This is a genomic window from Burkholderia sp. S-53 (assembly GCF_025560745.1).
Classification (GTDB): domain Bacteria; phylum Pseudomonadota; class Gammaproteobacteria; order Burkholderiales; family Burkholderiaceae; genus Burkholderia; species Burkholderia pyrrocinia.
Genome location: NZ_CP090482.1, coordinates 300,359 through 322,954 on the forward strand (window position 1 = coordinate 300,359; position 22,596 = coordinate 322,954).

The 22,596-nt window shown below is 64.3% G+C and carries 19 protein-coding genes and 1 pseudogene; 19 read left to right on the top strand and 1 reads right to left on the bottom strand.

Annotated features, from left to right (window positions below):
- Positions 1 to 547: 547 nt before the first annotated feature.
- The 5 genes from LXM88_RS01095 to LXM88_RS01115 all read left to right on the top strand — a co-directional run bounded on the left by LXM88_RS01095 (position 548) and on the right by LXM88_RS01115 (position 6,428).
- Complete coding sequence (locus LXM88_RS01095) at positions 548 to 1,561, top strand: porin (protein ID WP_262531612.1); 1,014 nt, start codon at positions 548 to 550, stop codon at positions 1,559 to 1,561.
- A 63-nt stretch (positions 1,562 to 1,624) separates the two neighbouring features.
- Positions 1,625 to 3,196, top strand: a complete 1,572-nt coding sequence (locus LXM88_RS01100; protein ID WP_262531268.1) for an ABC transporter ATP-binding protein — start codon at positions 1,625 to 1,627, stop codon at positions 3,194 to 3,196.
- A gap of 46 nt (positions 3,197 to 3,242) precedes the next feature.
- Positions 3,243 to 4,337: an ABC transporter permease gene (locus tag LXM88_RS01105; RefSeq protein WP_262531270.1), complete on the top strand. Its 1,095-nt coding sequence runs from the start codon at positions 3,243 to 3,245 to the stop codon at positions 4,335 to 4,337.
- Between the two features lie 19 nt (positions 4,338 to 4,356).
- On the top strand, positions 4,357 to 5,286 hold the full coding sequence (locus LXM88_RS01110) for an ABC transporter permease (protein ID WP_262531271.1): 930 nt from the start codon (positions 4,357 to 4,359) through the stop codon (positions 5,284 to 5,286).
- 71 nt (positions 5,287 to 5,357) lie between these two features.
- Positions 5,358 to 6,428, top strand: coding sequence for a BMP family ABC transporter substrate-binding protein (locus LXM88_RS01115; protein ID WP_412524093.1), 1,071 nt, complete (start codon positions 5,358 to 5,360; stop codon positions 6,426 to 6,428).
- Positions 6,429 to 6,540: 112 nt separating this feature from the next.
- Here LXM88_RS01115 and LXM88_RS01120 read toward each other — a convergent pair whose 3' ends face one another.
- A complete protein-coding gene (locus tag LXM88_RS01120; RefSeq protein ID WP_262531274.1) occupies positions 6,541 to 7,422 on the bottom strand; it encodes a LysR family transcriptional regulator in 882 nt (293 codons plus the stop codon).
- Between the two features lie 101 nt (positions 7,423 to 7,523).
- Between LXM88_RS01120 and LXM88_RS01125 the strand changes: the two genes are divergently transcribed.
- The 14 genes and pseudogenes from LXM88_RS01125 (at position 7,524) to LXM88_RS01190 (ending at position 22,567) form a co-directional block, all read left to right on the top strand.
- On the top strand, positions 7,524 to 8,423 hold the full coding sequence (locus tag LXM88_RS01125; RefSeq protein ID WP_262531276.1) for an SDR family NAD(P)-dependent oxidoreductase: 900 nt from the start codon (positions 7,524 to 7,526) through the stop codon (positions 8,421 to 8,423).
- Between the two features lie 45 nt (positions 8,424 to 8,468).
- Complete coding sequence (locus LXM88_RS01130) at positions 8,469 to 8,597, top strand: hypothetical protein (protein WP_262531277.1); 129 nt, start codon at positions 8,469 to 8,471, stop codon at positions 8,595 to 8,597.
- A 72-nt stretch (positions 8,598 to 8,669) separates the two neighbouring features.
- On the top strand, positions 8,670 to 9,272 hold the full coding sequence (gene gstA, locus LXM88_RS01135) for a glutathione transferase GstA (RefSeq protein ID WP_262531279.1): 603 nt from the start codon (positions 8,670 to 8,672) through the stop codon (positions 9,270 to 9,272).
- Positions 9,273 to 9,282: 10 nt separating this feature from the next.
- Positions 9,283 to 10,014, top strand: a complete 732-nt coding sequence (locus LXM88_RS01140) for a pirin family protein (protein WP_262531280.1) — start codon at positions 9,283 to 9,285, stop codon at positions 10,012 to 10,014.
- 311 nt (positions 10,015 to 10,325) lie between these two features.
- Complete coding sequence (locus LXM88_RS01145; protein ID WP_262531282.1) at positions 10,326 to 10,739, top strand: DoxX family protein; 414 nt, start codon at positions 10,326 to 10,328, stop codon at positions 10,737 to 10,739.
- Positions 10,740 to 11,051: 312 nt separating this feature from the next.
- On the top strand, positions 11,052 to 12,017 hold the full coding sequence (locus LXM88_RS01150) for a dTDP-4-dehydrorhamnose reductase family protein (RefSeq protein WP_262531284.1): 966 nt from the start codon (positions 11,052 to 11,054) through the stop codon (positions 12,015 to 12,017).
- Positions 12,018 to 12,288: 271 nt separating this feature from the next.
- The gene (locus LXM88_RS01155; protein ID WP_262531286.1) at positions 12,289 to 13,638 is read left to right on the top strand and encodes a reverse transcriptase family protein; all 1,350 of its coding nucleotides are present in this window, start codon (positions 12,289 to 12,291) and stop codon (positions 13,636 to 13,638) included.
- A gap of 693 nt (positions 13,639 to 14,331) precedes the next feature.
- Positions 14,332 to 15,246, top strand: coding sequence for a LysR substrate-binding domain-containing protein (locus LXM88_RS01160; RefSeq protein WP_096476293.1), 915 nt, complete (start codon positions 14,332 to 14,334; stop codon positions 15,244 to 15,246).
- Positions 15,247 to 15,428: 182 nt separating this feature from the next.
- The gene (locus LXM88_RS01165) at positions 15,429 to 16,718 is read left to right on the top strand and encodes a dicarboxylate/amino acid:cation symporter (RefSeq protein ID WP_262531287.1); all 1,290 of its coding nucleotides are present in this window, start codon (positions 15,429 to 15,431) and stop codon (positions 16,716 to 16,718) included.
- On the top strand, positions 16,715 to 18,214 hold the full coding sequence (locus tag LXM88_RS01170; RefSeq protein ID WP_262531288.1) for an aspartate/glutamate racemase family protein: 1,500 nt from the start codon (positions 16,715 to 16,717) through the stop codon (positions 18,212 to 18,214). The genes LXM88_RS01165 and LXM88_RS01170 overlap by 4 nt, the downstream gene beginning before the upstream one ends.
- Positions 18,215 to 18,404: 190 nt before the next feature.
- A complete protein-coding gene (locus LXM88_RS01175; protein ID WP_262531290.1) occupies positions 18,405 to 19,562 on the top strand; it encodes an asparaginase in 1,158 nt (385 codons plus the stop codon).
- A 226-nt stretch (positions 19,563 to 19,788) separates the two neighbouring features.
- The gene (gene aspA / locus LXM88_RS01180) at positions 19,789 to 21,216 is read left to right on the top strand and encodes an aspartate ammonia-lyase (RefSeq protein ID WP_262531292.1); all 1,428 of its coding nucleotides are present in this window, start codon (positions 19,789 to 19,791) and stop codon (positions 21,214 to 21,216) included.
- A gap of 513 nt (positions 21,217 to 21,729) precedes the next feature.
- Positions 21,730 to 21,887 (top strand): annotated as a pseudogene (locus LXM88_RS37230) (reverse transcriptase family protein); the annotation flags it as partial.
- Positions 21,888 to 22,237: 350 nt separating this feature from the next.
- Positions 22,238 to 22,567 carry an H-NS histone family protein gene (locus tag LXM88_RS01190; protein ID WP_262531294.1) on the top strand — a complete coding sequence of 110 codons (330 nt, stop codon included), beginning with the start codon at positions 22,238 to 22,240 and terminating at the stop codon, positions 22,565 to 22,567.
- The last annotated feature ends 29 nt before the right edge of the window (positions 22,568 to 22,596 follow it).

The window sequence follows — 22,596 nt, forward strand, 5'->3', positions numbered from 1 at the left end:
CTGACGATTCGCGTGATTTCCGAAAGAAGAAGGACCTGACATGTCCCGACGCTTGTGCGCCAAGTCTTCCGCTGCCTTCCGCTCATGTGCGCGATGGCCCCGCGAACTCATAGTGGACACGCTGCGGTGTAGTCGGGTGGCGTCGGACCGCTATACGGCGCTGGCGAGCCAGGTGACCCTCGGGAAAATCGACGGCCTGCCGGTGGGCGCGCCCGGTGAAAAAGCCGAATGTCGTGAACTGACCTCCGCGATGAGTCCGCGACTGCCGAATCGATCGATGAATCCCCCGCGATGCGCGCCTATCAGAACTTACGCAGCGGAAGTTATTCGGCGCCTTATGTTTCGGATAACAACCCATATTTCTTTCCGAGAAATTGGCTGGAAATCATCGTCTTGACTCACTGGTCGCCTGTTGACAGGAAAAACAAGCGGTGCTCGCGATTTCAGTTCGATCAACAACATTTCCTGGTTTGGAGAAACGATGCACAAGGTTGTCCGTCCTTCACTGAAAAGAATCGTCGAGATCGGCGTCGCGGCCGGCACGCTGATGGCCGCCGCCATTCCCGTCCATGCGCAGTCGAGCGTGTCGCTCTACGGTCAGGTCGACGAATGGGTCGGCGCAACCAAGTTCCCCGGCGGCAATCGCGCATGGAACGTGTCGGGCGGCGGGATGTCGACGTCCTACTGGGGCCTGCACGGCGCAGAGGATCTGGGCAACGGCTACAAGGCGATCTTCACGCTGGAAAGCTTCTTCCGCGCGCAGAACGGCCAGTTCGGCCGCTTCCAGGGCGACACGTTCTTCGCCCGCAACGCGTACGTCGGCATCAGCTCGCCGTACGGCACGGTGACGGCAGGCCGCCTGACGACGCACCTGTTCCTGTCGACGATCCTGTTCAACCCGTTCTACGATTCGTACACCTTCTCGCCGATGGTGTACCACGTGTTCCTCGGCCTCGGCACGTTCCCGACCTATCCGAGCGACCAGGGTGCGGTCGGCGATTCGGGCTGGAACAACGCGGTGTCGTATACGTCGCCGTCGTTCGGTGGCCTGAATTTCGGCGCGATGTACGCGCTCGGCAACCAGGCCGGCGACAACCGCTCGAAGAAGTGGAGCGCGCAGTTCAACTATGCGAACGGCCCGTTCGCGGCGACGGCCATGTATCAGTACGTGAACTTCAACAACGGCCCGCAGGACCTGAGCGCACTCGTCACCGGGATGAAGAGCCAGGGCATCGCGCTGGTCGGCGCGACCTACGACTTGAAGCTCGTGAAGCTGTTCGGCCAGTACATGTATACGAAGAATGACCAGGTCGCGGGCAGCTGGCACGTGAACACCGCGCAAGGCGGCGTGTCGGTGCCGCTCGGCGTGGGCAACGCAATGGCGTCGTACGCGTATTCGCGCGATGCCGGCGGCCTCGACCAGACGCGCCAGACCTGGGCCGTCGGCTACGACTATCCGCTGTCCAAGCGCACGGACGTCTACGCCGCGTACATGAACGACCACATCAGCGGCCTGTCGACCGGCAACACGTTCGGCGCAGGCATCCGCGCGAAGTTCTGACGCGCATCCCGCCGCGACGTCCCACACGCGGCGGGGATCTTTCGCAGTCTCCGATCGACACGCATGAAGCACACTAACGCGCAGATGCCGCGCCACCCGGCGCCCCGCCTCGAACTGTCGGGCATCATCAAGCAATATCCCGCCGTGCGCGCGAACGACGACGTGTCGCTTGCCGTCGCCCCTGGGGAAATCCACGCGATCCTCGGCGAGAACGGCGCGGGCAAGAGCACGCTGATGAAGATCGTCTACGGCGCCGTGCGCCCGGACGCGGGCGAGATCCGCTGGGATGGCGCGCCCGTCGCGATCGACAGCCCGTCGGTGGCGCGACGCCTCGGGATCGGCATGGTGTTCCAGCATTTCTCGCTGTTCGAGACGCTGACGGTCGCCGAGAACATCGCGCTCGCACTCGAGGGGCCGTTCGATCTGAAGGCGCTTGCCGAGCGCATTCGCGACACGTCGGCCCGCTACGGCCTCGACGTCGATCCGAAGCGGCACGTGCACGGCCTGACAGTCGGCGAGCGGCAGCGTGTCGAGATCGTTCGCTGCCTGTTGCAGGATCCGCGTCTGCTCATCATGGACGAACCGACGTCCGTGTTGACGCCGCAGGCCGTGCAGGTGCTGTTCGCGACGCTCAGGCGCCTCGCATCCGAGGGCTGCAGCATCCTCTACATCAGTCACAAGCTCGACGAGATCAAGGCGCTTTGCGACAACGTGACGATCATGCGTGCCGGGCGCGTCGTCGCGCGCGTGACGACCCGCGACGAAACCGAGACGTCGCTCGCGCGCCTGATGATCGGCCACGAGTTGCCGGCGTTCGTCCGGCGTGCGCACACGCCCGGGCCGGTGCAGCTCGACGTGCGCTCGCTGACGGTCGCGAGCGAGGATCCGTTCGGCACATCGCTCGCAGACGTCTCGTTCGGCGTGCACGCGGGCGAGATCCTCGGCATCGCCGGCGTATCGGGCAACGGCCAGGCCGAGCTGCTCGCCGCGCTGTCGGGCGAGCAGCCGGCCGGTTCCGCCGACGCGGTCGTGATCGGCGGCACGCCGGCCGGCCGGCTCGACCCCGCCGCGCGCCGCGCGCTCGGTTTCGCATTCGTTCCCGAGGAGCGCCTCGGGCGCGGCGCGGTGCCGTCGATGTCGCTGGCGGACAACGCACTCCTCACCGCGCATCGCACGGGCATGGTGCGCTTCGGCTGGATCGACGCGCGCGCGGCACGCGCGTTCGCGCGCCGCTGCATCGACGCGTTCGACGTGCGCTGCGGCGGCGTCGATGCGCCCGCGCAAAGCCTGTCGGGCGGCAACCTGCAGAAGTACATCGTCGGGCGGGAGATCCTGCAGCGTCCGAAGGTGCTCGTCGTCGCGCAGCCGACCTGGGGCGTCGACGCGGGCGCGGCAGCGTTCATTCGCCAGCAACTGCTCGATTTGTCGGCGGGCGGTGCCGCGGTGCTCGTGATTTCCGAGGAGCTCGACGAGCTGTTCGACATTTGCGACCGCATTGCGGTACTCGCGCGCGGCCGGCTCTCGCCGGCGCGGCGCACCGGCGACACGAGTCCCGAGGAGATCGGCCGCTGGATGGCGGGCCTCTTCGATCCGGACGGCGCGATGCCGGATCTTTCTCCCGCGCTCGGCGGCTGAGCGCAGTACCGGACACGTTGCCGAGCCCATTTCTGCGAGCTTTTTCATGAAGTTTCCCTACCGACTCGAATTGCGGGCCACGCCGTCGTATCCGATGCGGCTCGCGGTGCCGCTGCTTGCGGCCGCGCTGACGCTCGCCTGCGGCGTCCTGATGTTCCGGCTGACGGGCAGCGATCCGTTGCGCGCGATGCGCGTGTTCTTCGTCGAGCCGCTGTCTTCCGTCAACGGCTGGGCGGAGCTGTTCCTCAAGGCGTCACCGCTGTGCCTGATCGGGCTCGGGCTGGCGCTCGCCTATCGCGCGAACGTCTGGAACATCGGCGCCGAAGGCCAGATGATCGTCGGCGGCATTTGCGCGAGCGGCATCGCGATCCATTTCGACCAGTCCGGCGGCTGGTGGGTGCTGCCGATCATGATGGCGGCCGGCACGCTCGGCGGGATGGCGTGGGCCGCGATTCCCGCATGGCTGCGCACCCGCTTCAATACCAACGAGATCCTGACGAGCCTGATGCTCACATACATCGCGACGCAGTTGCTGATCTATCTCGTGAGCGGCCCATGGCGCGACCCGCAGGGCATGAATTTTCCGCTGTCCGAGATGTTCGGCGACGCCGCGCTCTATCCGACGCTCGGCGGCGACTGGCACTGGGCATTCCTGCGCGGCACGCGCCTGAACGCGTCGATCTTCCTGACGATCGCGATGGTGCCGCTCGTCTGGATGCTGATGCGCAAGAGCTTCGCCGGATTCCGGATGAGCGTCGGCGGCCTCGCGCCGCAGGCCGCGCGCTACGCGGGCTTTTCGGGCAACCGGACGATCTGGAGCGCGCTGCTCGTGAGCGGCGGCTTCGCGGGGCTCGCCGGCATGAGCGAGATCGCCGGCCCGATCGGCCAGCTGCAGGCGACCTGGTCGCCCGGCTACGGGTTCACCGCGATCATCGTCGTGTTCGTCGGCCGGTTGCATCCGCTTGGCGTCGTGCTCGCGAGCCTGCTGATGGCGCTTCTCTATCTCGGCGGCGAATCGGTGCAGACGTCGCTGCAACTGCCGCAGGCGCTGTCGGGCGTGTTTCAGGGCCTGCTGCTGTTCTGCCTGCTCGGCGCCGACCTCTTCGTCGCGTACCGGCTGCGCCGGCGCACGAGCCACTGAACGCCACGGATCTTCGACCATGCAAGCACAAGAAGCCACCAGCCTGATCTCGAGTGCCGTCGTCGCGTCGGTGCCGCTGATGTATGCGGGCCTCGGCGAGCTCGTCACCGAAAAGTCAGGCGTCCTCAATCTGGGCGTCGAAGGCATGATGCTGGTCGGCGCAGTCGCCGGCTACGCAACCGTCGCGACGACCGGCAGCCCGTGGCTCGGCATCGCGGTGTCGGCCGCGGCCGGCGTCGCGATGGCGCTCGTCTTCGCGTTCCTGACGCTGACGATGCTCGCGAACCAGGTGGCGACCGGGCTGTCGCTGACGATTTTCGGCGTCGGGTTGTCCGCCTACCTCGGCAAGCCGTACACGTCGGCGGCGGTCGGCACGACCGTCGCGCCGTGGCCGGTGCCCGGCCTGTCGTCGATCCCCGTGCTCGGGCCGGCGCTCTTCAGGCTCACGCTGCTCGACTACCTCGCGTTCGCGATGTTCGCGTTCGCCGGCTGGTTCCTGTACCGCACACGCAGCGGCCTCACGCTGCGCTCGATCGGCGAGGCGCCGGCGGTCGCGCACGCGATCGGCTATCCGGTCGTCGGCATCCGCTACGCGGCCACGTTGTTCGGCGGCGCGATGGCGGGGCTCGCGGGCGGCTACTACTCGATCGTCAACCTGCATCTTTGGCAGGAGCAGCTCACGTCCGGACGCGGCTGGATCGCGCTCGCGCTCGTGGTGTTCGCGACCTGGCGGCCCGGGCGGCTGCTCGTCGGAGCGCTGCTGTTCGGCGCGGTGACGGGGCTGCAGTTCTACGGCCAGGTGATCGGCCTGCCGGTGCCGACGCAGTTCCTCGCGATGCTGCCGTATGCGGCGACGATCGTCGTGCTGGTCGCGATCTCGCGCGACCCGGTGCGCATCCGCCTCAACGCGCCGGCGTCGCTCGGCAAGCCGTTCTCCGCGTCCGCATGAGCGCCGCGCACCTGTTCATTTCACCCTCGACTACTGGAGTCTCGACAATGAAGAAGCATTCGACCACACGCATGTTCGCCCGCGGGGCGCTGTCGGCGTGCCTGATCGCCGCGTCGGCCGGCGCCGCGCATGCCGCCGACGCACCGGGCGTCGCGTTCGTCTATCTCGGCAACCCGGGCGACGCGGGCTGGACCTACGCGCACGATCAGGGCGCGAAGGAGGTCGAGTCGAAGTTCGCCGGCAAGGTGAAGGTCACGCGCGTCGAGAACGTGCCCGAATCGGCGGATTCCGAACGCGTGTTCCGCGACCTCGCGAACAAGGGCAACAAGATCATCCTCGGCACCAGCTTCGGCTATCAGGATTTCGAGCTGAAGGTCGCGAAGGATTTCCCGGACACGGTATTCCTGCATGCGACGGGCTACAAGAAAGCGCCGAACTTTGGCACCTACGACGTGCGCATGTACCAGGGCGCGTACCTCGCGGGCGTCGCGGCCGGCCACGTGACGAAGACGAATACGCTCGGCTTCGTCGCATCCGTGCCGATCCCGGAGGTAATCCGCAACATCAACGCATACACGCTGGGCGCGCGCTCGGTGAACCCGAAGGTGCACACCAAGGTCGTGTGGATCAACAGCTGGTTCGACCCGGGCAAGGAGAAGCAGGCGGCCGAGACGCTGATCGGGCAGGGCGCCGACGTGCTGCTGCAGAACACCGATTCGAGCGCGACGCTCGCGGCGGCGGAGGCGAAGCACGTGCACGCGTTCGGCTGGGATTCCGACATGAAGAAGTTCGGGCCGGACGCGCATCTCGGCTCGGTCGTCGGCCACTGGGGCGTCGTCTACACCGCGGCCGTTCAGCAGGTGCTCGACGGCAAGTGGAAGAACGATCCCGTGTGGTGGGGCATTCCGCAGAAGGCGGTCGCGCTCGAGGACCTGAACGCGGGCGCGATCACGGCCGCGGGTCTCAAGGACGTCGACGCGCAACGCGAGCTGATCGCGAGCGGCAAGCGGGATGTGTTCACGGGCCCGATCAAGGACCAGTCGGGCGCCGTCAAGGTGCCGGCCGGCAAGGTGCTCGGCGACGGCGAACTGCAGCGGATCAACTGGTACGTCGACGGGGTCGACGGCGCACTGCCCAAGTGAGCGCGCGCAGCCACTCGGCGTGCGTGGCGTTCTGGGCGATGGACACCGATGCTCGTCGCTCAGAGCGCCGTTGGGGAGACGCCGATAATGGATCGCTTAAGTTTGAACGACCTTATCGTCCAAGGCGTTCGCGCAGAAACTCGATGAACCGCTGCGTTTTCGCGGGCAGCAGGCGGGTTTCGGTGATGGCATAGACGGACTTCGGCGTGCCCTGCCATTCGGGCAGGATGCGGCGCAATGTGCCGCTGGCCAGTTCATCAGCGACGATTTCCGCCGGCGTCAGGATGATGCCCATGTCGAGCGTCGCCATCCGGCGCATCATGTTGACGCTATTGAGCGTGAAGCGACCGCTGACCTCTACGGTGGCGGTCTGCTGGCCATCGCTCAGCGTCCATGTGCCGGTGCCGCCCCGCAGCAAGCTCAGGCATTCGTGCTGCGCAAGGTCGGCGGGTCGGGAAGGTTCACCCGAGCGCGCCAGGTAGCCGGGCGACGCGTAGATACGAGGCGTAAGCGCAGCCAACGGACGCGCGATCAGTTGCGAGTCGCCGGACTCCCCCATGCGGATCGCCACGTCGAAGGGCTCGCTGACCAGATCGACCCGCCGCGGGGCCAGGTCGAAGTCGAAGGTGATGCCCGGATAGAGGTTGGCAAACTCGGCAATGATGGGCGCCAGATAAGTCACGGCGAAATCCACCGGCAAGGATACCCGCAGCACGCCGCTGGGCTGGGCCAGCATTTCGCCGAGCTGTTCGTGCGCGAGGCGGGCTTCGTCGACGATGCGCTTGCAGCGTTCGAAATAGATCTGGCCCGCCTCCGTCGGTTCGATCCTGCGCGTCGTGCGGTGCAGGAGGCGCAGACCGATCGACTTCTCCAATTCACCGATGCGCCGTGACAGCGTCGAGTGCGGCATGCCCATCGCATCCGCCGCGCTTCGAAAGCCCTTGGCTTTAACGACCTCCACGAACAAGGCCATGTCCTTCAGGTAATCGTTCATCTCCATTGTTCCAGTTTTGGACCAGTGAAGTCCAAAATATCATATTTATCTCAATTTAGAGACCGACGATGATTCCTCGTCTGGAACCAGGGGAAGTCATCATGAAACGGGACAAGGGCGTGGTTTGGCATCGCAGTGCCGCATCCACGCAGGGTGTTGAAAGCAAGCAGGTCGCCGTTATCGGCGGCACGGGCGGTATCGGCCGCGCACTGAGCCGGCATCTGGCTTCGCTCGGCGCACACGTCATCGTCGTAGGACAAACCTTCCGCGATCCGGGTACACCCGGAATCACGTTCATCCAGGCCGACCTGAGCCTGATGCGCGAAGCGCAGCGCGTGGCGGAGGAACTGCCTGCCGAGAAGCTGGACATGGTGATCTTCACCACCGGCATCTTCGCGGCGCCCCAGCGGCAGGAAACCTCGGAAGGCATCGAGCGCGACCTGGCGGTGAGCTACCTGAACCGATGGGTGATGCTGCACGGCATCGCCCCCAAGCTGGGTACGCAACGCGTCTCCCCGTCGCTGAAGCCGCGTGTCGTCGTGGTGGGCTACCCCGGCAGCGGCCAGATCGGTTCGGCAGACGACCTCAACGCCGAGAAATCCTACAAGGCGTTGCCGGCCCACATGAACACCGTCGCCGGCAATGAAATGCTGGTGCTGGACGCGGCCAGGCGCTATCCGGGCGCCACGTTTTTCGGCCTCAACCCCGGTCTCATCAAAACCAGCATCCGGGACAACTTCCTCGGCAGGGATTCGCTGAAGTCGCGCGTGGCGGAAGCGCTGATCGGGCTGCTGACGCCCACCGCCGACGCTTACGCCGAGCGCATCGTGCCGCTGCTGCTCGCGCCTGGCATCGAAGGCCACAGCGGCGCGATGTTCAACAACAAGGGCCAGGCCATCCTGCCGTCGGCGGGATTGAACGAAGCTCACATCCGCAAGTTCATGGCCGCGTCGGAAGCGCTGGTGGCGCGCACGGGCGTGCGCGTGACGCAAAACCCGTGAGGCTGCCGCCATGCGACAAACCCCTCCACACGCGCCGGCTCCCGCGTGCTGAAGAAGGCATGGCTTGTGCTGGCCGCCGTGCCGATCGGTTGCGTCGCGGGCGCGGGCAAGCTGCCGGACGACGCGGGCGGCGGCGCGCTCATCTTGTTCGACTTCGCCGCTGTTGCCCGGTAGCGGGCGCCGTTTCTTGACCGCCGCACGCGAGACACGACATGTGTGCCGTGCTCGCCTTCGCAAGGATATGCAATGAAGCTTTACTACGCCCCGTACACCTGCTCGTTGGCCCCGCACATCGCGTTGCGCGAATTCGGACAGGCATTTTCACTGGTCAAGTTCGATATGCGCAGCCGGTTGCTCGACAACGGCGCCGACCTGTTCAGCGTCAACGGCAAGGGCATGGTGCCGGTGCTCGAACTGGACGACGGGCAGCGACTGACCGAGGTCGCCGCCATCCTTCAGTACATCGCCGACCTCAACCCGTACGCGCATCCGCGCTCGGACGATCCGCTGTGGAAATACCGGGTCATGGAGTGGCTGAACTTCATCGCCACCGAGATCCACAAGATCTTCTGGCCCATTTTCCACGGCGGTTCCGACGACGAGAACACCACGGCCAGAAAGAAGCTCGCGCAGAGCTTCGAATGGGCAGCGAGTCGACTCGACGATCAGCCCTGGTTGATGGGCGAGCACTTCTCGGTGGTTGACATCTATTTCTTCGTCGTCCTGAACTGGGCGAAACCGGGCGGCGTTGATCTGAGTGCCTGGCCGGTGCTGGGCGCGCACATGCAGCGCATGCGCGAGCGGCCCGCCGTGGGCGACGCCATGCGCGCCGAAGGGCTGCTTCGCTGAGGCGCGCGTCATGACCTTCACCATCGCCCCCATTCAACGCGCCAACCACGGCGGCCACTTCCGGGCCTATGGCCTGCGCGGCGTGGCCGGGCTGATCGACCCCTTCATCAACGTCGATCACGCCTGGATGAGCGCGCCGACCTTCCCGCCGCATCCGCATGCGGGGTTCTCCGCGGTCTCCTACGTTTTCCCGGATTCGGACGCGGGTATCGAGAACCGCGACAACATCGGCACCCACAACCTGATCCGCCCCGGCGGGGTGCACTGGACGACCGCCGGTCGCGGCATTGTCCATGAGGAAATTCCGGCCGAAGCCGGCAAGACCGTGCATTCGCTGCAAATCTTCGTCGGCCTGGAGCCGGGAAAGCAAAGCATTGCGCCTTTCGCGCTGAGCCTGGAACCGCAGGACGTGCCGGTGGTGCAACTGCCTGGCGTCAACGTGCGCGTGCCTGTCGGCAGCTTCCATGGCGTGCGTTCCCCGCTGGTGCCGCCGACCGACGTGACGATGCTGGACGTATCGCTGGACGAAAGCGCGGAATTGACGGTTCCGGTGGCGGCAGGCGAATGCGCCTTCGTCATGCCGATCTTCGGAACGATGGCGATCGATGGTCGGCACTTCGATCCCAACGACCTGCGGCTTCCGGTGTTCACGGCGCAACGCGCATCCCACTTCATCACGATCCAGGCCCCCAGCGGCATGGCCAGCGTGATGGTCTTCGCGGGGCGGCCGCTGCATTCCTGATCCATCTCTCACCGTCCCGAAATGTCCGGCCGTCCGCACGCCCGTCGTCGCGACAATTGTCCACTATATAGTGACAACGAATCGCGTTTATAGGTATTGATGATTCTTGGAGGGACAGTAGACTTCATCCCGTGCTTCGCCAGAACCGTCCGGAGCGCGCCAGGAACGGCGCAACCGGACGGATTCTTCGGCGGCGGGCCGGCCGGCCCGCTGTCCGATTGCGCGAGGAGTGGTCCGGTGCCGGCCTGGCTCGCCGATACGGCGTGCATCGGCAGCGGATGCATCAAACCGTCAATTCAAGGGTGATTGCTATGCGTTACGTTTCGCTGGAGTCGAGGAAGGACGAGCTGCTGCTGGCGGCTCGCGTGCTGATGATGGTCCTGTTCGTGCTGTTCGGCTGGCAGAAGCTGAGCGGCTTCTCGGGCACGGTCGCGTACATGGCGTCGACGGGGAACCCGGCGCCCGAGCTGGCGGCCACGATCGCGGTGGCGGTCGAGCTGGCCGGCGGCGCGCTGATCGCGATCGGCTTCTATACGCGTCCGCTCGCGCTGGTGTTCGCCGCCTATACGCTCGCGACCGCGCTGATCGGCCATCGCTACTGGGCGCTGCAGGGAATGGACCAGTACATGGCGATGATCAACTTCTACAAGAACGTGAGCATCATCGGCGGGTTGCTGTTGCTCGCGCTGACCGGGCCGGGGCGTTATTCGTTCGACCGGAAGTAAAGCAGCACGAAGTTTCCGTTCGGTATGACGGGCCCGGTGCGCGGATGCGCACCGGGTCTTGTTTTTTCGGCGATGGATGGGGTGACGCGGTTTCGGAGATTGCGTGCGCGGGGCGTCGGCCACGCGGTGCGCCGACGTCGCGGGCGGAGCCGGTGTCGTGCCGAAGCGCGGTGGGCCGCGCGCCCGTGTCGCACGGCTCGATCGTCGTTTGCGGGTGATCAGTCGCGCACCTTTTCCGCTATCCTCCGAACGACCCGGTCTCGAACGCCGAACGCGACCTCACGCTTCCCCACGTCACCCGAATCACCGCCCATGCCAAGCCCAAGTTCGTCGCCCGAACTCCCGACCATTCTCGTCATCGGCGCCTCCGGCCTGCTCGGCCGAGCGGTTGCCGCGTCCCTGGCCCGCGAATCGTCGCTGACGCTGCTGGCGACCATCCGGAACCCGCACAGCGCAGGCGCAACACTTCTCGCGCTGCCACCGGAAAACATCGCCCGACTCGACGCGCTCGACCAGCCGTCCCTCGAACACCTTTTCGCAACCCGCAAGCCGGCCGCCGTCATCCTCTGCGCAGCCGAACGCCGCCCCGACGTCTGCGAACGCGACCCGGCCGCGGCGCGCGCAATCAACGTCACCGCCCCGGCCCGCATCGGCGCGCTCGCTGCGCAATATGGCGCATGGACGCTGGGCATCTCGACCGACTACGTGTTCGACGGCAAGGCCGCCCCGTACGGTGAAGACGCAACCCCGAATCCGCTGAACATCTACGGCCGCACGAAGCTGGAAGGCGAAGCAGCACTCCTTGCCGCATCGCCGTTGTCGTGCGTGCTGCGCCTGCCGTTGCTGTACGGCCCGATCGCCGACTGGAGCGAATCGGCCGTCACGAGCCTTGTCCCCGCGATCGTCGCTTCCGCGCGCCCGGGCGCCGATGCGGTCGGCATGGACGCATGGGCGATTCGTTATCCGACCTACACGCCGGACGTCGCGCACGTCGTCCGCGACCTGACGCTGCGTCATCTTGCCGGCGCGTCCGTCACGGGCATCCGTCATTGGTCGGGCGAGGAGCCGATGACGAAGTACGACATCGCGCGGCGGATCGCGGCCGCGCTCGGCATCGACGCATCGCTCGCGCCGATCGACAAGCCGACCGACGCGACGCCGCGCCCGTACGATTGTCATCTGGACGCGTCGCGCGTGCGCCAGCTCGGGATCGACTACGCGACGCCGTTCGATGCCGCGTTGCGCGCCGTGCTGCGCGATGCGCCGCAGGCGCTGTAGGATCGGGCGCTACGCGTGGCCGCGCGTCGCACGCGCGGCGCCGGCCCGCCGCCGGGTTTGACATCCTGCATTCCCGGCCATTAAAGTCCCGACGCGGGCCGGTGGGTCAAGCACACGCCCGGAACACGCAGCCGATGTTCCAGGACTACGGGGCTACCCCGTGGATGAGCTCGATACCCCGATGCGTCGCAAGAGCGTACGTTGCGCGTTGCGCAACGGCGGCTCTCGCAGCACCAGTCACGTTGGCTCATCGTCCCGCCCATCGATTTCCATGTACGCGTCCCTGTTCGATACCGTCCGCACGATTGCCGAAGCGATGCTGGCCGGATCGCCCGAACGCGATGGCGTCATCGCCCGGATGACGGCCGTGCTCGGCGCTGCGCCGCCGTGGGCGCACGAAGTCGCGGACGCCGCACTCGCACGCTTCGGCGCGAACTGGGCCGACGCCGACATCGACGCGCTGGCGGCGAACCTCGCCGATGCGCCCGGATTCGTGCGCGCGTGGTACGGCGACGATCGGCCGGCCGTGATTCGCGTCGTGCGGAGGCCGCCGGTCCAGCGGCCGTTGCCGGCGCCGCTCGCCGGCTGCGACGTGCCGCAATGGGCGACACCCGGCGATCTCGCCGGCTGGCTCGGCGTGAGCGCGGCGGAGCTCGACTGGCTGTCCGATCGCTGGCGCGTCGACGCTCGCGGCAGCGCAACGCCGCTGCATCACTACACGTACGTTGCGGTCGACAAGCGCAGCGGCGGGTGCCGCGTGGTCGAGATCCCGAAGGGACGGCTGCGCGAAGCGCAGCGCCGCATCCTGCACGGGCTGCTCGATCGCATTGCGCCGCACGGCGCGGTACACGGTTTTCGCAAGGGGCGCGGGATCGTGTCGTTTGCGGCGCCGCACGCGGATCGCGACGTGGTCGTCCGCTTCGATCTCGCGGATTTCTTCGTGTCGGTGCGGGCCGCACGGGTTCATGCGCTGTTCGTCACGCTCGGGTATCCGGCCGAAGTCGCGCGTACGCTCACCGGGCTGTGCACCAACCGCGTGCCGTCGGCGCGGCTGCTCGCGCCGGACCTGCATGACCGGCTCGACTGGATCGCCCGGCAGCGCTACCGCAACCGGCACCTGCCGCAGGGCGCGCCGACGTCGCCGGCGCTGGCGAACCTGAGCGCCTTCCGGTTCGACATGCGGCTCGCCGCGCTCGCGCGTTCGCTCGATGCGACCTATACGCGCTATGCCGACGATCTCGCGTTTTCGGGCGGCGGCGCGCTCGCGCGCGACGTCGAGCGGCTGCAGGTCAGGGTCGCCGCGATCGCGCTCGAGGAAGGTTTCGCGCTGCAGCTGCGCAAGACCCGCGTGATGCGGCGCGGCACGCGGCAGCAACTGGCCGGCGTGGTCGTCAACCGTCATCCGAATCTGGCGCGCGATGAGTTCGATCTCCTGAAGGCCATCCTGACCAACTGCATCCGGAGCGGCACGACGTCGCAGAATCGCGACGCGCATCCGGATTTCCGCGCGCACCTGGCCGGACGGGTCGCGCATGCGGCCGCGCTGAACGCGGCGCGCGGCGCGAAGCTGCGCGCGCTGTTCGACCGGATCGCGTGGGACGTCGACGGCGCAGACCGGTAAGGCCCCGGGCATCGGGTTCGGCCGGCAAACGGCACGTCGTTCCGTCAAGCATAAAGCGGTCACCTGGACAGCTTCTGTCGTATTGCTCGATGGGCCACGTCATGTCTTGTCGAACGCATCAGGGCTCGTCGATTGTCGACAATTCGACCGCAATCGTTTAGTGGTCCAAAGTCTCACATTTGCTGATTCAGCATGACGTCATGCGAAAGTGGCATGGAGCCAGGCGCTTCGTGCGTCTAAGATGAGCGGCCCGGTCCATGCACCGCGACTTGCCGCATCGTTGCCGCGGAAAACGTCGTCTGCAAGACCCACAATGTCTTCATGCAGGTTTCAAACTTGACGCCCCGGTTTTCCAATCTTCTTTTTCGACGCCTTCTCGTCACGGCGGGAATCGCTTCATGCCTGACGGCCGGAGGTGCGGCCGCGCAGCCACCGTCTGACGTCCAGGCCGTGTCATGGATGGTCGTTGACGGCGAATCCGATCAGCCCACGACGGCAGCGGACCGCACGTCGTTACCCGCACCTCTCGGCCGAGCGACGCAAAGCTGAACGGAACCTGAACGCATTGATCGCTGGTGCGCACCGGTCTTGCCCGGCCTGATGACATCCGCGCCGTGCGACGTCATCGGCAAAGGGGCCGGGCGTAGAATCCATCGATCTCGCAGACGCTACCGCCTTGTCACAGGACCCGATATGGAAATCAAGTGGATCGAGGACTTCATCGCCCTCTCGCAATATCAGAGCTTCTCGCGGGCGGCGCAATTCCGGAACGTCACCCAGTCGGGGTTCAGCAGGCGCATTCAGTCGCTCGAGCAGTGGGTTGGCGCGGATCTCATCGACCGCAGCAGCTTCCCCCCGACGCTGACGCCTGCCGGACAGCTGTTTCGGGAGGCAGCGGTGGACATACTGGGAAAGTTGTTCGATACGCGAGCCATCATTCGCAATGACCAGCGCATGGCGGGCAAGGGCCTGCGGATCGCGGCGGGTCATACGATCGCGCTAGGTTTCTTGCCCGGCTGGTTGAAAGCACTCACTGGCCGTTTCGGGGATGTCCGTGCGCGGGTGATACCCACCAATGTCCACGACTCGATCCTGATGCTCGTGAACGGCAATTGCGAACTGATGTTTGCCTATCATCACCCGGAGCTTCCCCTCCATCTCGACCCGACCAGGTACGAGCATCTCGCCGTGGGCGTCGATTTACTGATGCCAGTCTGCCGGCCAAACCCGCGTGGCGGGCCCGCGTTCCGGTTGCCTGGAACGGCGACCCATGCATTGCCGTTGATTTCGTATACGGAAACCAGCTATTTCGGCCGCTGCCTCGCACTCCTGTTGAGTCGAGTCGATACGAGCCCGGCCTTGCGGCTGCATTACGAGTCCGACATGGCGGAGGTCGTCAAGAAACTGGTCCTGGAAGGAGAAGGGGTCGCGTGGCTTCCGAAAAGCTCGATCGTCGCCGAGCTCGACGCGAGCGAACTGGTTCCGGCGGGCCGGGACGCATGGAACCTCGAGATCGAACTTCGCGTCTACCGCGATGCATCGAATCGTAACGAGTTCCTGGACGCGCTCTGGCGCCATCTTCGCGCCGCGTCGCCGGCTGCCGATTAGGGGTTATCCCGCGTTATGTGAGGTTCGCATATCCCCATGCAGGACCCGCATCGAGCCTTTTTCGATCATCTCTATCATCCGTCCCATACACAGAAACGTCGCCCCGCTGACGACGTTTTTGCCTCCTGCCAGCGTACCGTGGTCACGTCGGACCCTTGTGCGCTTTCCTCGGACTGATGGAAATGAAAAATCGCCTGACTTTCTATATTCTGGCCGGCATGGTGCTCGGCGTCGTCGTCGGTTACGTGTGCCATCGGAGTGTCGCCGGTGCTGCGGAAGCCAAGGCAATCGCAGGGTACTTCTCGATCATCACGGACATCTTTCTGCGCCTCGTGAAGATGATCATCGCGCCGCTCGTCTTCGCCACGCTGGTGTCCGGGCTCGCCGGCATGGAAGGGACGAGCGACGTGCGCAGAATCGGATTCAGGTCGGTGGGATGGTTCGTGTGCGCGTCGCTGTTCTCGCTCGCGCTTGGCCTCGTCCTCGCGAATGCGCTGCAGCCCGGTGCGGGGCTGCATATGACGCAGACCAGTGCCGATGTGGCAACCGGTCTCAACACCGCGGGCCTGAATTTCAAGGACTTCGTCACGCATGCGTTTCCTTCCAGCATCATCGATGCGATGGCTCGAAATGACATCCTGCAGATCCTCGTCTTTTCCGTGCTGTTTGGCGTCGTTCTGAGTGCGATCAAAAAGGACCCGCGTGTCACGCCGCTGATCGCCGGCATCGATGCGCTGGTCCCTGCAATGCTGAAGCTGACCGACTACGTGATGCGGCTTGCACCCGTCGGTGTATTCGGCGCCCTGGCATCCGCGATCACGGTGAACGGCCTGGATGTGCTGACCACGTACGGCAAGCTCGTCGGCAGCTTCTACCTCGGTCTGGTCTTGCTGTGGATCGCCCTCATCGTCGTCGGTTACGTGTTCCTGGGAAAATCGATCTGGAAGTTGCTGAGAGCTGTCCGTGAACCGGCGATGCTCGCCTTTTCGACCGCGAGCAGCGAGGCCGCTTATCCGCGCCTGACCGAGAAGCTCGAAGCGTTCGGTATCGACAAGAAGGTCGTTGGCTTTACGTTGCCGCTCGGCTACGCGTTCAATCTCGACGGATCGATGATGTACCAGGCATTTGCCGCGATCTTTATTGCGCAGGCATTCGGCATCGACATGCCGGTCGGCACGCAAATCATGATGTTGCTCGTCCTGATGTTGAGCAGCAAGGGCATGGCCGGTGTCGCACGAGGTTCCGTGGTGGTGGTCGCGGCAGTTGCACCGATGTTTCATCTGCCGCCGTCCGGTGTGGTGCTGATTCTCGCGATCGATCAGATTCTCGATATGGGGCGAACCGCCACGAACGTGATCGGCAACAGTATCTCGACGGCCGTCATTGCCAAGTGGGAATTGAAGCGGCTCGCCAAGCAGAACGATGGAGAGAACAGTGTTGCGTTGGGCCAACTGCAGGGCGAAACGAAATGATCGGCGCAAACGTGCTGAGCGGGAAGAAGTTCGGCGTGGTGGGCGGCCTGGGTCCGCTGGCCAGCGCGGATGTCTTTTTCAAGCTCGTCAAATCGACGCCCGCATCGAGCGATGCGGAACACGTCGACGTCATTTTCGAGCAGCATCCCTTTCGACGCGCGGCCGGCGGCGGCGAGGCGATGACTCAACGGAAGCTCTACATTTTCGACATGATCCGCGGCTTCGAGAAGCGCGGCGTGACGACCGTGGTACTCCCGTGCTTCATCAGTCATACGTTCATCGACGAGCTGAAGGCCAACTCGTCCTTGCAGATCGTCGATATGGTGGAAGCCGTCCGCAGCCATGTTCGCAGGAAGTTTCCGGCTGCGCGGCGAATCGGCGTGTTGACCTCGGACTACTCCCGTCGAAAAGGGCTCTTTGAAAAGTACTTCGCGGCGCCGGAATTCGAGGTGATTTACCCCCGCCCACGTGACGGTATCGATCTCGTCACCGACGCTGTCTACGGCGCCGACGGCGTCAAGAGCGGAAACCTGCGTGGCCGGCCTGTCGCGCTGCTGCGCGACGCGTGCGAGGACCTCATCGAGCAGGGCGCAGATATCGTTGTGCCAGGTCTGACGGAAATCGCGCTGGTGGCAGAGGAAATGGGCCCGTTTCGCGTGCCGCTGATCGATTCGAATCTTGCATATGCGCAGTACGTGATAGCGGGCAATTACGGTTTGCCCGAATCCGTTTTCAAAGTGGGTGTAGTCGGTGGCGTCGGGCCCGCGGCGACGGTGGACTTCATGCAGAAGATCGTGCGCAACACGCCGGCCAATCGCGACCAGGACCATATCAGGCTATTGATCGAACAGAATCCGCAGATTCCGGACCGCACGGAAAACCTGATCGGTAACGGTCCCGATCCGACCATTTCGCTTTATGCGACCTGCAAGAAGCTCGAGTCGGGCGACGCGGACATCATCGCCATTCCGTGTAATACCGCCCATGCATTTGTCGAACGCATTCAACCGTATCTGGGCATCCCGATCGTCAATATGCTGACCGTTACGGTTCGCCATCTCCGGGAGAGGTTTCCGCTGGTTTCCTGCGTTGGTGTGCTGGCAACCTCGGGGACGATCGCAAGCGGCGTCTACGAGAAAGCTCTGGAATCGGAAGGGTTGCGGCAAATCGTGCCGCGAGCGGAATTGCAGGCACGGGTGATGGAAGCGATCTACGGCCCGGAAGGGGTGAAAGCGGGGTTTACCACCGGACGTTGCCTCGACGATATCTCCGCTGCCATTGACGGGCTCGTTGCCGAAGGCGTCGAAGTCATCGTATTGGGATGTACCGAGCTGCCGCTTTTACTGCCGCAGAGCAGCTTCGCAGGAAGGGCAGGCACACGCGTCAGTCTTGTCGATCCGACCGATGTTCTTGCACGGCAATGCGTCGCCCTGGCGACCGCGGCGGCGGAGCGGCCGGTTACGCGGTCGGCAGGCCAACCCGGTCAGGCTCGCTGACTAACGCGACATACGCAATAAACGTAGGGTAGGGATGTTCGGCGGTCGTATCGGGCAGCCACGCGGGTCAGTCGACCTTCGCCGAACACATCGAATGGAACGTGGATCCGGTATGAAAAATAGTAGTCCGTAACGATATCAATAGGCAACGTCATTCTTCGCGCTGTTGAACCCCATCAGGAGACTGAATATGAACATCAGGACTACCCTTCGGCAAGCTGCCTGTCTGCGCAGGTCGCGCAAAACGGTTGCCGCTGCGCTGCTCGCAGGCGCCTGTTCGTTGAATGGCGCCAGCGTGTGGGCTGCGGATACGACACCGGATAACGCGACAGCAGCTGCGGCGGCAAGTCCGGCAGCCGGATCGGCGCGGATCCTTGTCCTCGCAACCGGCGGCACGATTGCCGGCACAGCCGACCCGCGTTCGGCCATTGGCTACAACTCGGGAAACGTCAAGGGCCAGGAACTGGTTCGGGCGGTTCCGGGCATTGAAAAACTCGCCAGCATCAAGTCCGAGCAGATATCCAATGTCGGGTCGCAGGATATGAGCGACGAGATCTGGTTCCGGCTTGCGCACCGGATCCAGGAGGCCTTCGATCGAAACGAAGCAGACGGGATCGTGATCACCCACGGCACGGACACGATGGAAGAAACGGCATTCTTTCTGCAGAACGTCGTGCGCTCCGACAAGCCGGTGGTACTCGCAGGATCGATGCGGCCGGGCGGATCGACGAGCGCGGATGGCCCCAACAATCTTTACGAAGCGGTGGAAGTGGCGGCAAGCCCGAAATCCCGCGATAGAGGCGTGATGGTGGTGATGAACGACCAGATTCACGCGCCGCGCTGGATTACGAAGACGAACACGACTGCCGTGCAGACGTTTGCTTCGCCGAACGCGGGTGTGATTGGCTATGTCGATCCGGCGAGCATTCGTTTTGTTGCGCCGGCGCTTGCATCGGCACGCAATGCTTTTGGCTTGCCGGCGAATGGTCGCCTGCCGCGCGTGGAAATCGTCTACGCGCACAGCAACATGGACGGCGTCCAGATCGACCATGCCATTGCCGATGGCGCGAAGGGCATCGTACTGGCGGGCGAGGGCGACGGAGATGCGTCCAGGGAAGCGCTGGACGCCCTCGACCGGGCAGCGAGAAAGGGGATCGTGGTGGTCCGCTCGACGCGTGTGATGTCCGGATTCGTCAACAGAAACGTGGAGGTCGAAGACGACAAGCGCGGCTTCGTCGTTTCGCTTGATTTGAATCCGCAGAAGGCCCGGTTGCTCACTCAGCTGCTCATCGCAAACGGCGTAACGAACCCCGGCAAGGTCCAGCAGGCTTTCTCCGGCACCTTTTGATCGCGGCTTGAGCGTGCTGTTCGACGGCGTCCGACGCTGAACGGGCAGCGCAAACCATGAAAGAGGGGGGCGGCGTGGCGATTTCACGGAAACCGCCATGCCCGGTGCCTGAATTGACGCGAATCACGGAAAACCGGCATGACGGTCGCGTCATATTTTGTCATCCTCAAGGTTCAAGAGTGTCTTCAATCCCGATCAACTTCGTTTCTGCTCGAGGAGCATGTCCATGGCTGCCGAAAATTCGTTTAGAACCGAACATGATCTGCTGGGAGATCGAGACGTTCCCGCCGACGCCTACTATGGCGTTCACACGCTACGCGCGCTGGAAAATTTTCCAATTACCGGTTCGCCGATCTCTGTTTACCCGGAGTTGATCAAGGCACTCGCCTGCATCAAGCAGGCCGCCGCACTGGCGAATCATGAGCTGGGTCTGCTCGACACGGCGCGGTGTGACGCGATCGTCGGTGCCTGTGCCGAATTGCTGGGAGGCAAGCTGCACGATCAGTTCGTGGTCGACGTGATCCAGGGTGGCGCCGGAACCTCGACCAACATGAACGCCAATGAGGTCGTCGCCAATCGCGCACTCGAACTGTTGGGGAGGAAGAAGGGCGAATACCAGTATTTGCATCCGAACGAGCAGGTCAATATTGGCCAGAGCACCAACGACGTGTACCCGTCGGCGCTGAAAATCGCGACTTGGTTCGGCATCCTGAGTCTCATCGACGCGATGGAGATTTTGCGGCACGCTTTCGAAGCCAAGGCGCTGGAGTTCAAGGACGTTCTGAAAATGGGGCGTACGCAATTGCAGGACGCGGTGCCGATGACGCTCGGTCAGGAGTTCAGCACGTACGCGGTGATGCTCGGAGAGGATGAAGAACGGCTTCGAGAGGCGGCGCTGCTGATCTGCGAAATCAACATGGGCGCGACCGCGATCGGAACGGGTATTACCGCGCACCCCGATTACGCACCGCTGGTGCTGAGGCATCTCCGGGAAATCACGGGCATTCCGCTTGTCACGGCACCCAATCTCGTCGAAGCGACGCAGGACTGTGGCGCTTTCGTCCAGTTGTCCGGCGTGCTCAAGCGCGTGGCCGTGAAGCTCTCGAAAACCTGCAACGACTTGCGTCTGCTCTCCAGCGGCCCACGCGCGGGTCTTGGAGAGATCAACCTCCCGCCCATGCAGGCCGGTTCGAGCATCATGCCCGGAAAGGTCAACCCGGTTATCCCCGAGGTAATGAACCAGATTGCGTTCGAGGTCATCGGCAACGATGTCACCGTGAGTTTCGCGGCCGAGGCCGGTCAGCTCCAGTTGAATGCGTTCGAGCCGATCATTGCGCACAGCCTGTTCAAGAGTGTGACCCACTTGCGCAATGGCTGCCTGACGCTAGCCGAGCGGTGTGTCAAGGGAATCACGGCCAACGCGGAGCGCTTGCGCGCGTCGGTCGAGAACTCGATCGGCATCGTGACGGCGCTCAATCCGTACATCGGCTATGCCAACGCGACATCCGTCGCGATGGAGGCGCATGCATCGGGCGGCCGGGTCTATGACATCGTGCTCGAGCGGGGGTTGTTGTCCAGGCAGCAACTCGACGAGATCCTCAAGCCGGAGATACTCACGCAGCCCACGCTGCTTCCTATCCCGCCGACACGGTAAGCAACCCGGTCTGCAATGGGTGGGTGGTCGTCCCTCTTACCGGGCCACGAAAGCCGACATTCGCAAGCGTCCAGTGGAACAGCCTCTTGAATCTCGAGACACGCGGCACCGCTTGAAGGACGAGGTAGTCTTGTGACGGGATTCAAGCCCGGGCAAATCGTGGAAAGCTTCGAAGTGCTGTCCAGGCCGCCGGCGCGCGTATCCGCGCGTCGTGGGAGCGCGGAAATCGTACGGGGGAGTCCGTAGGCGAAGCCGGCCGCCCGGGATGATCCTTGCCCCGATTTACGGGCTTCGACGTACCGAAATCTCGCAAATTTTGTTCGACTCGTATGGGAGCCAGCAGATTTGCTGGAGGGCGAGCATATAGGCGATTGATTATAAAGAAAATATTCTTTCGGTCATGTTGTGCTTTATTTCGTGACGTCTGGCCAAATCATGCTTGTTCGCGTCAAGGACAAACCGCCGGCAGACCTGGCGTGACGGACACGTCATGCCTTATTCTCAGGACACTTTGTGCTTAACGGCCCGACGTCGCAGAATCGCGACGCGCACCCGGATTTCCGCGCGCATCTCGCCGGACGCGTTGCGCATGCGGCCGCGCTGAACGCGGCGCGAAGCTGCGCGCGCTGTTCGACCGGATCGCGTGGGACGTCGACGGCGTCGGCCGTTGAGGCGCCCGGGCAGGCATCGGCTTCGGCCGGCAAACGTCGCGTCGTTCAGGCTCCGGGCTGCAACTCCTGCAACGCGATGCCGCGCACTGCTATCATTCGCGCCATGCCGCGCCAGTGCCATGGTGCGGCGCATGACTTGCCGCAGCCGTTCGCCGTGCGTTCGCATGCGGCGTGCCGCGCGCTGCCGGCCCGGTCTGTTTTTGACGCGCGACGTCGTTTCATGCGCGTCGCGCAAACCATGCCGGCTCAGGCAAATGATTCGCCTATGTGACAGCACCGATCGGCGGAACTTCGTGGTAGGTTCGCGCATCGGAGCTTTTTGCAAAAACATGCCCAAAGAGGATGAATACATGACCCAGGCCCTGCAGGAACTCGAAGCACAACTTCGGGACCTGAACATCAAGCTGTCGGACGCGAAACAGAAGGAGAAGCAGGCCGCGCTCGCGGCCTTCAAGGAGCAGGTCGAGCTCTTGGGAATTACGCAGCAGGAAGTGCTGAGCGCGCTCGGCTATATCGTCCAGCGAAAACGCAAGGCGCCTGCCAAGTACTACGATCCGACGACCGGCCGCTCGTGGTCGGGCCGCGGCCCGCGGCCGAAATGGCTCGAAGGCAAGGATCTCGACGCGCTCGTCGTCGACCGCGAGGCCAAGACCTGGTGGCCCGGCGACGATCAGGGCTGAAGCCCGCCGCGCCGCACGGTCGCTCGGCG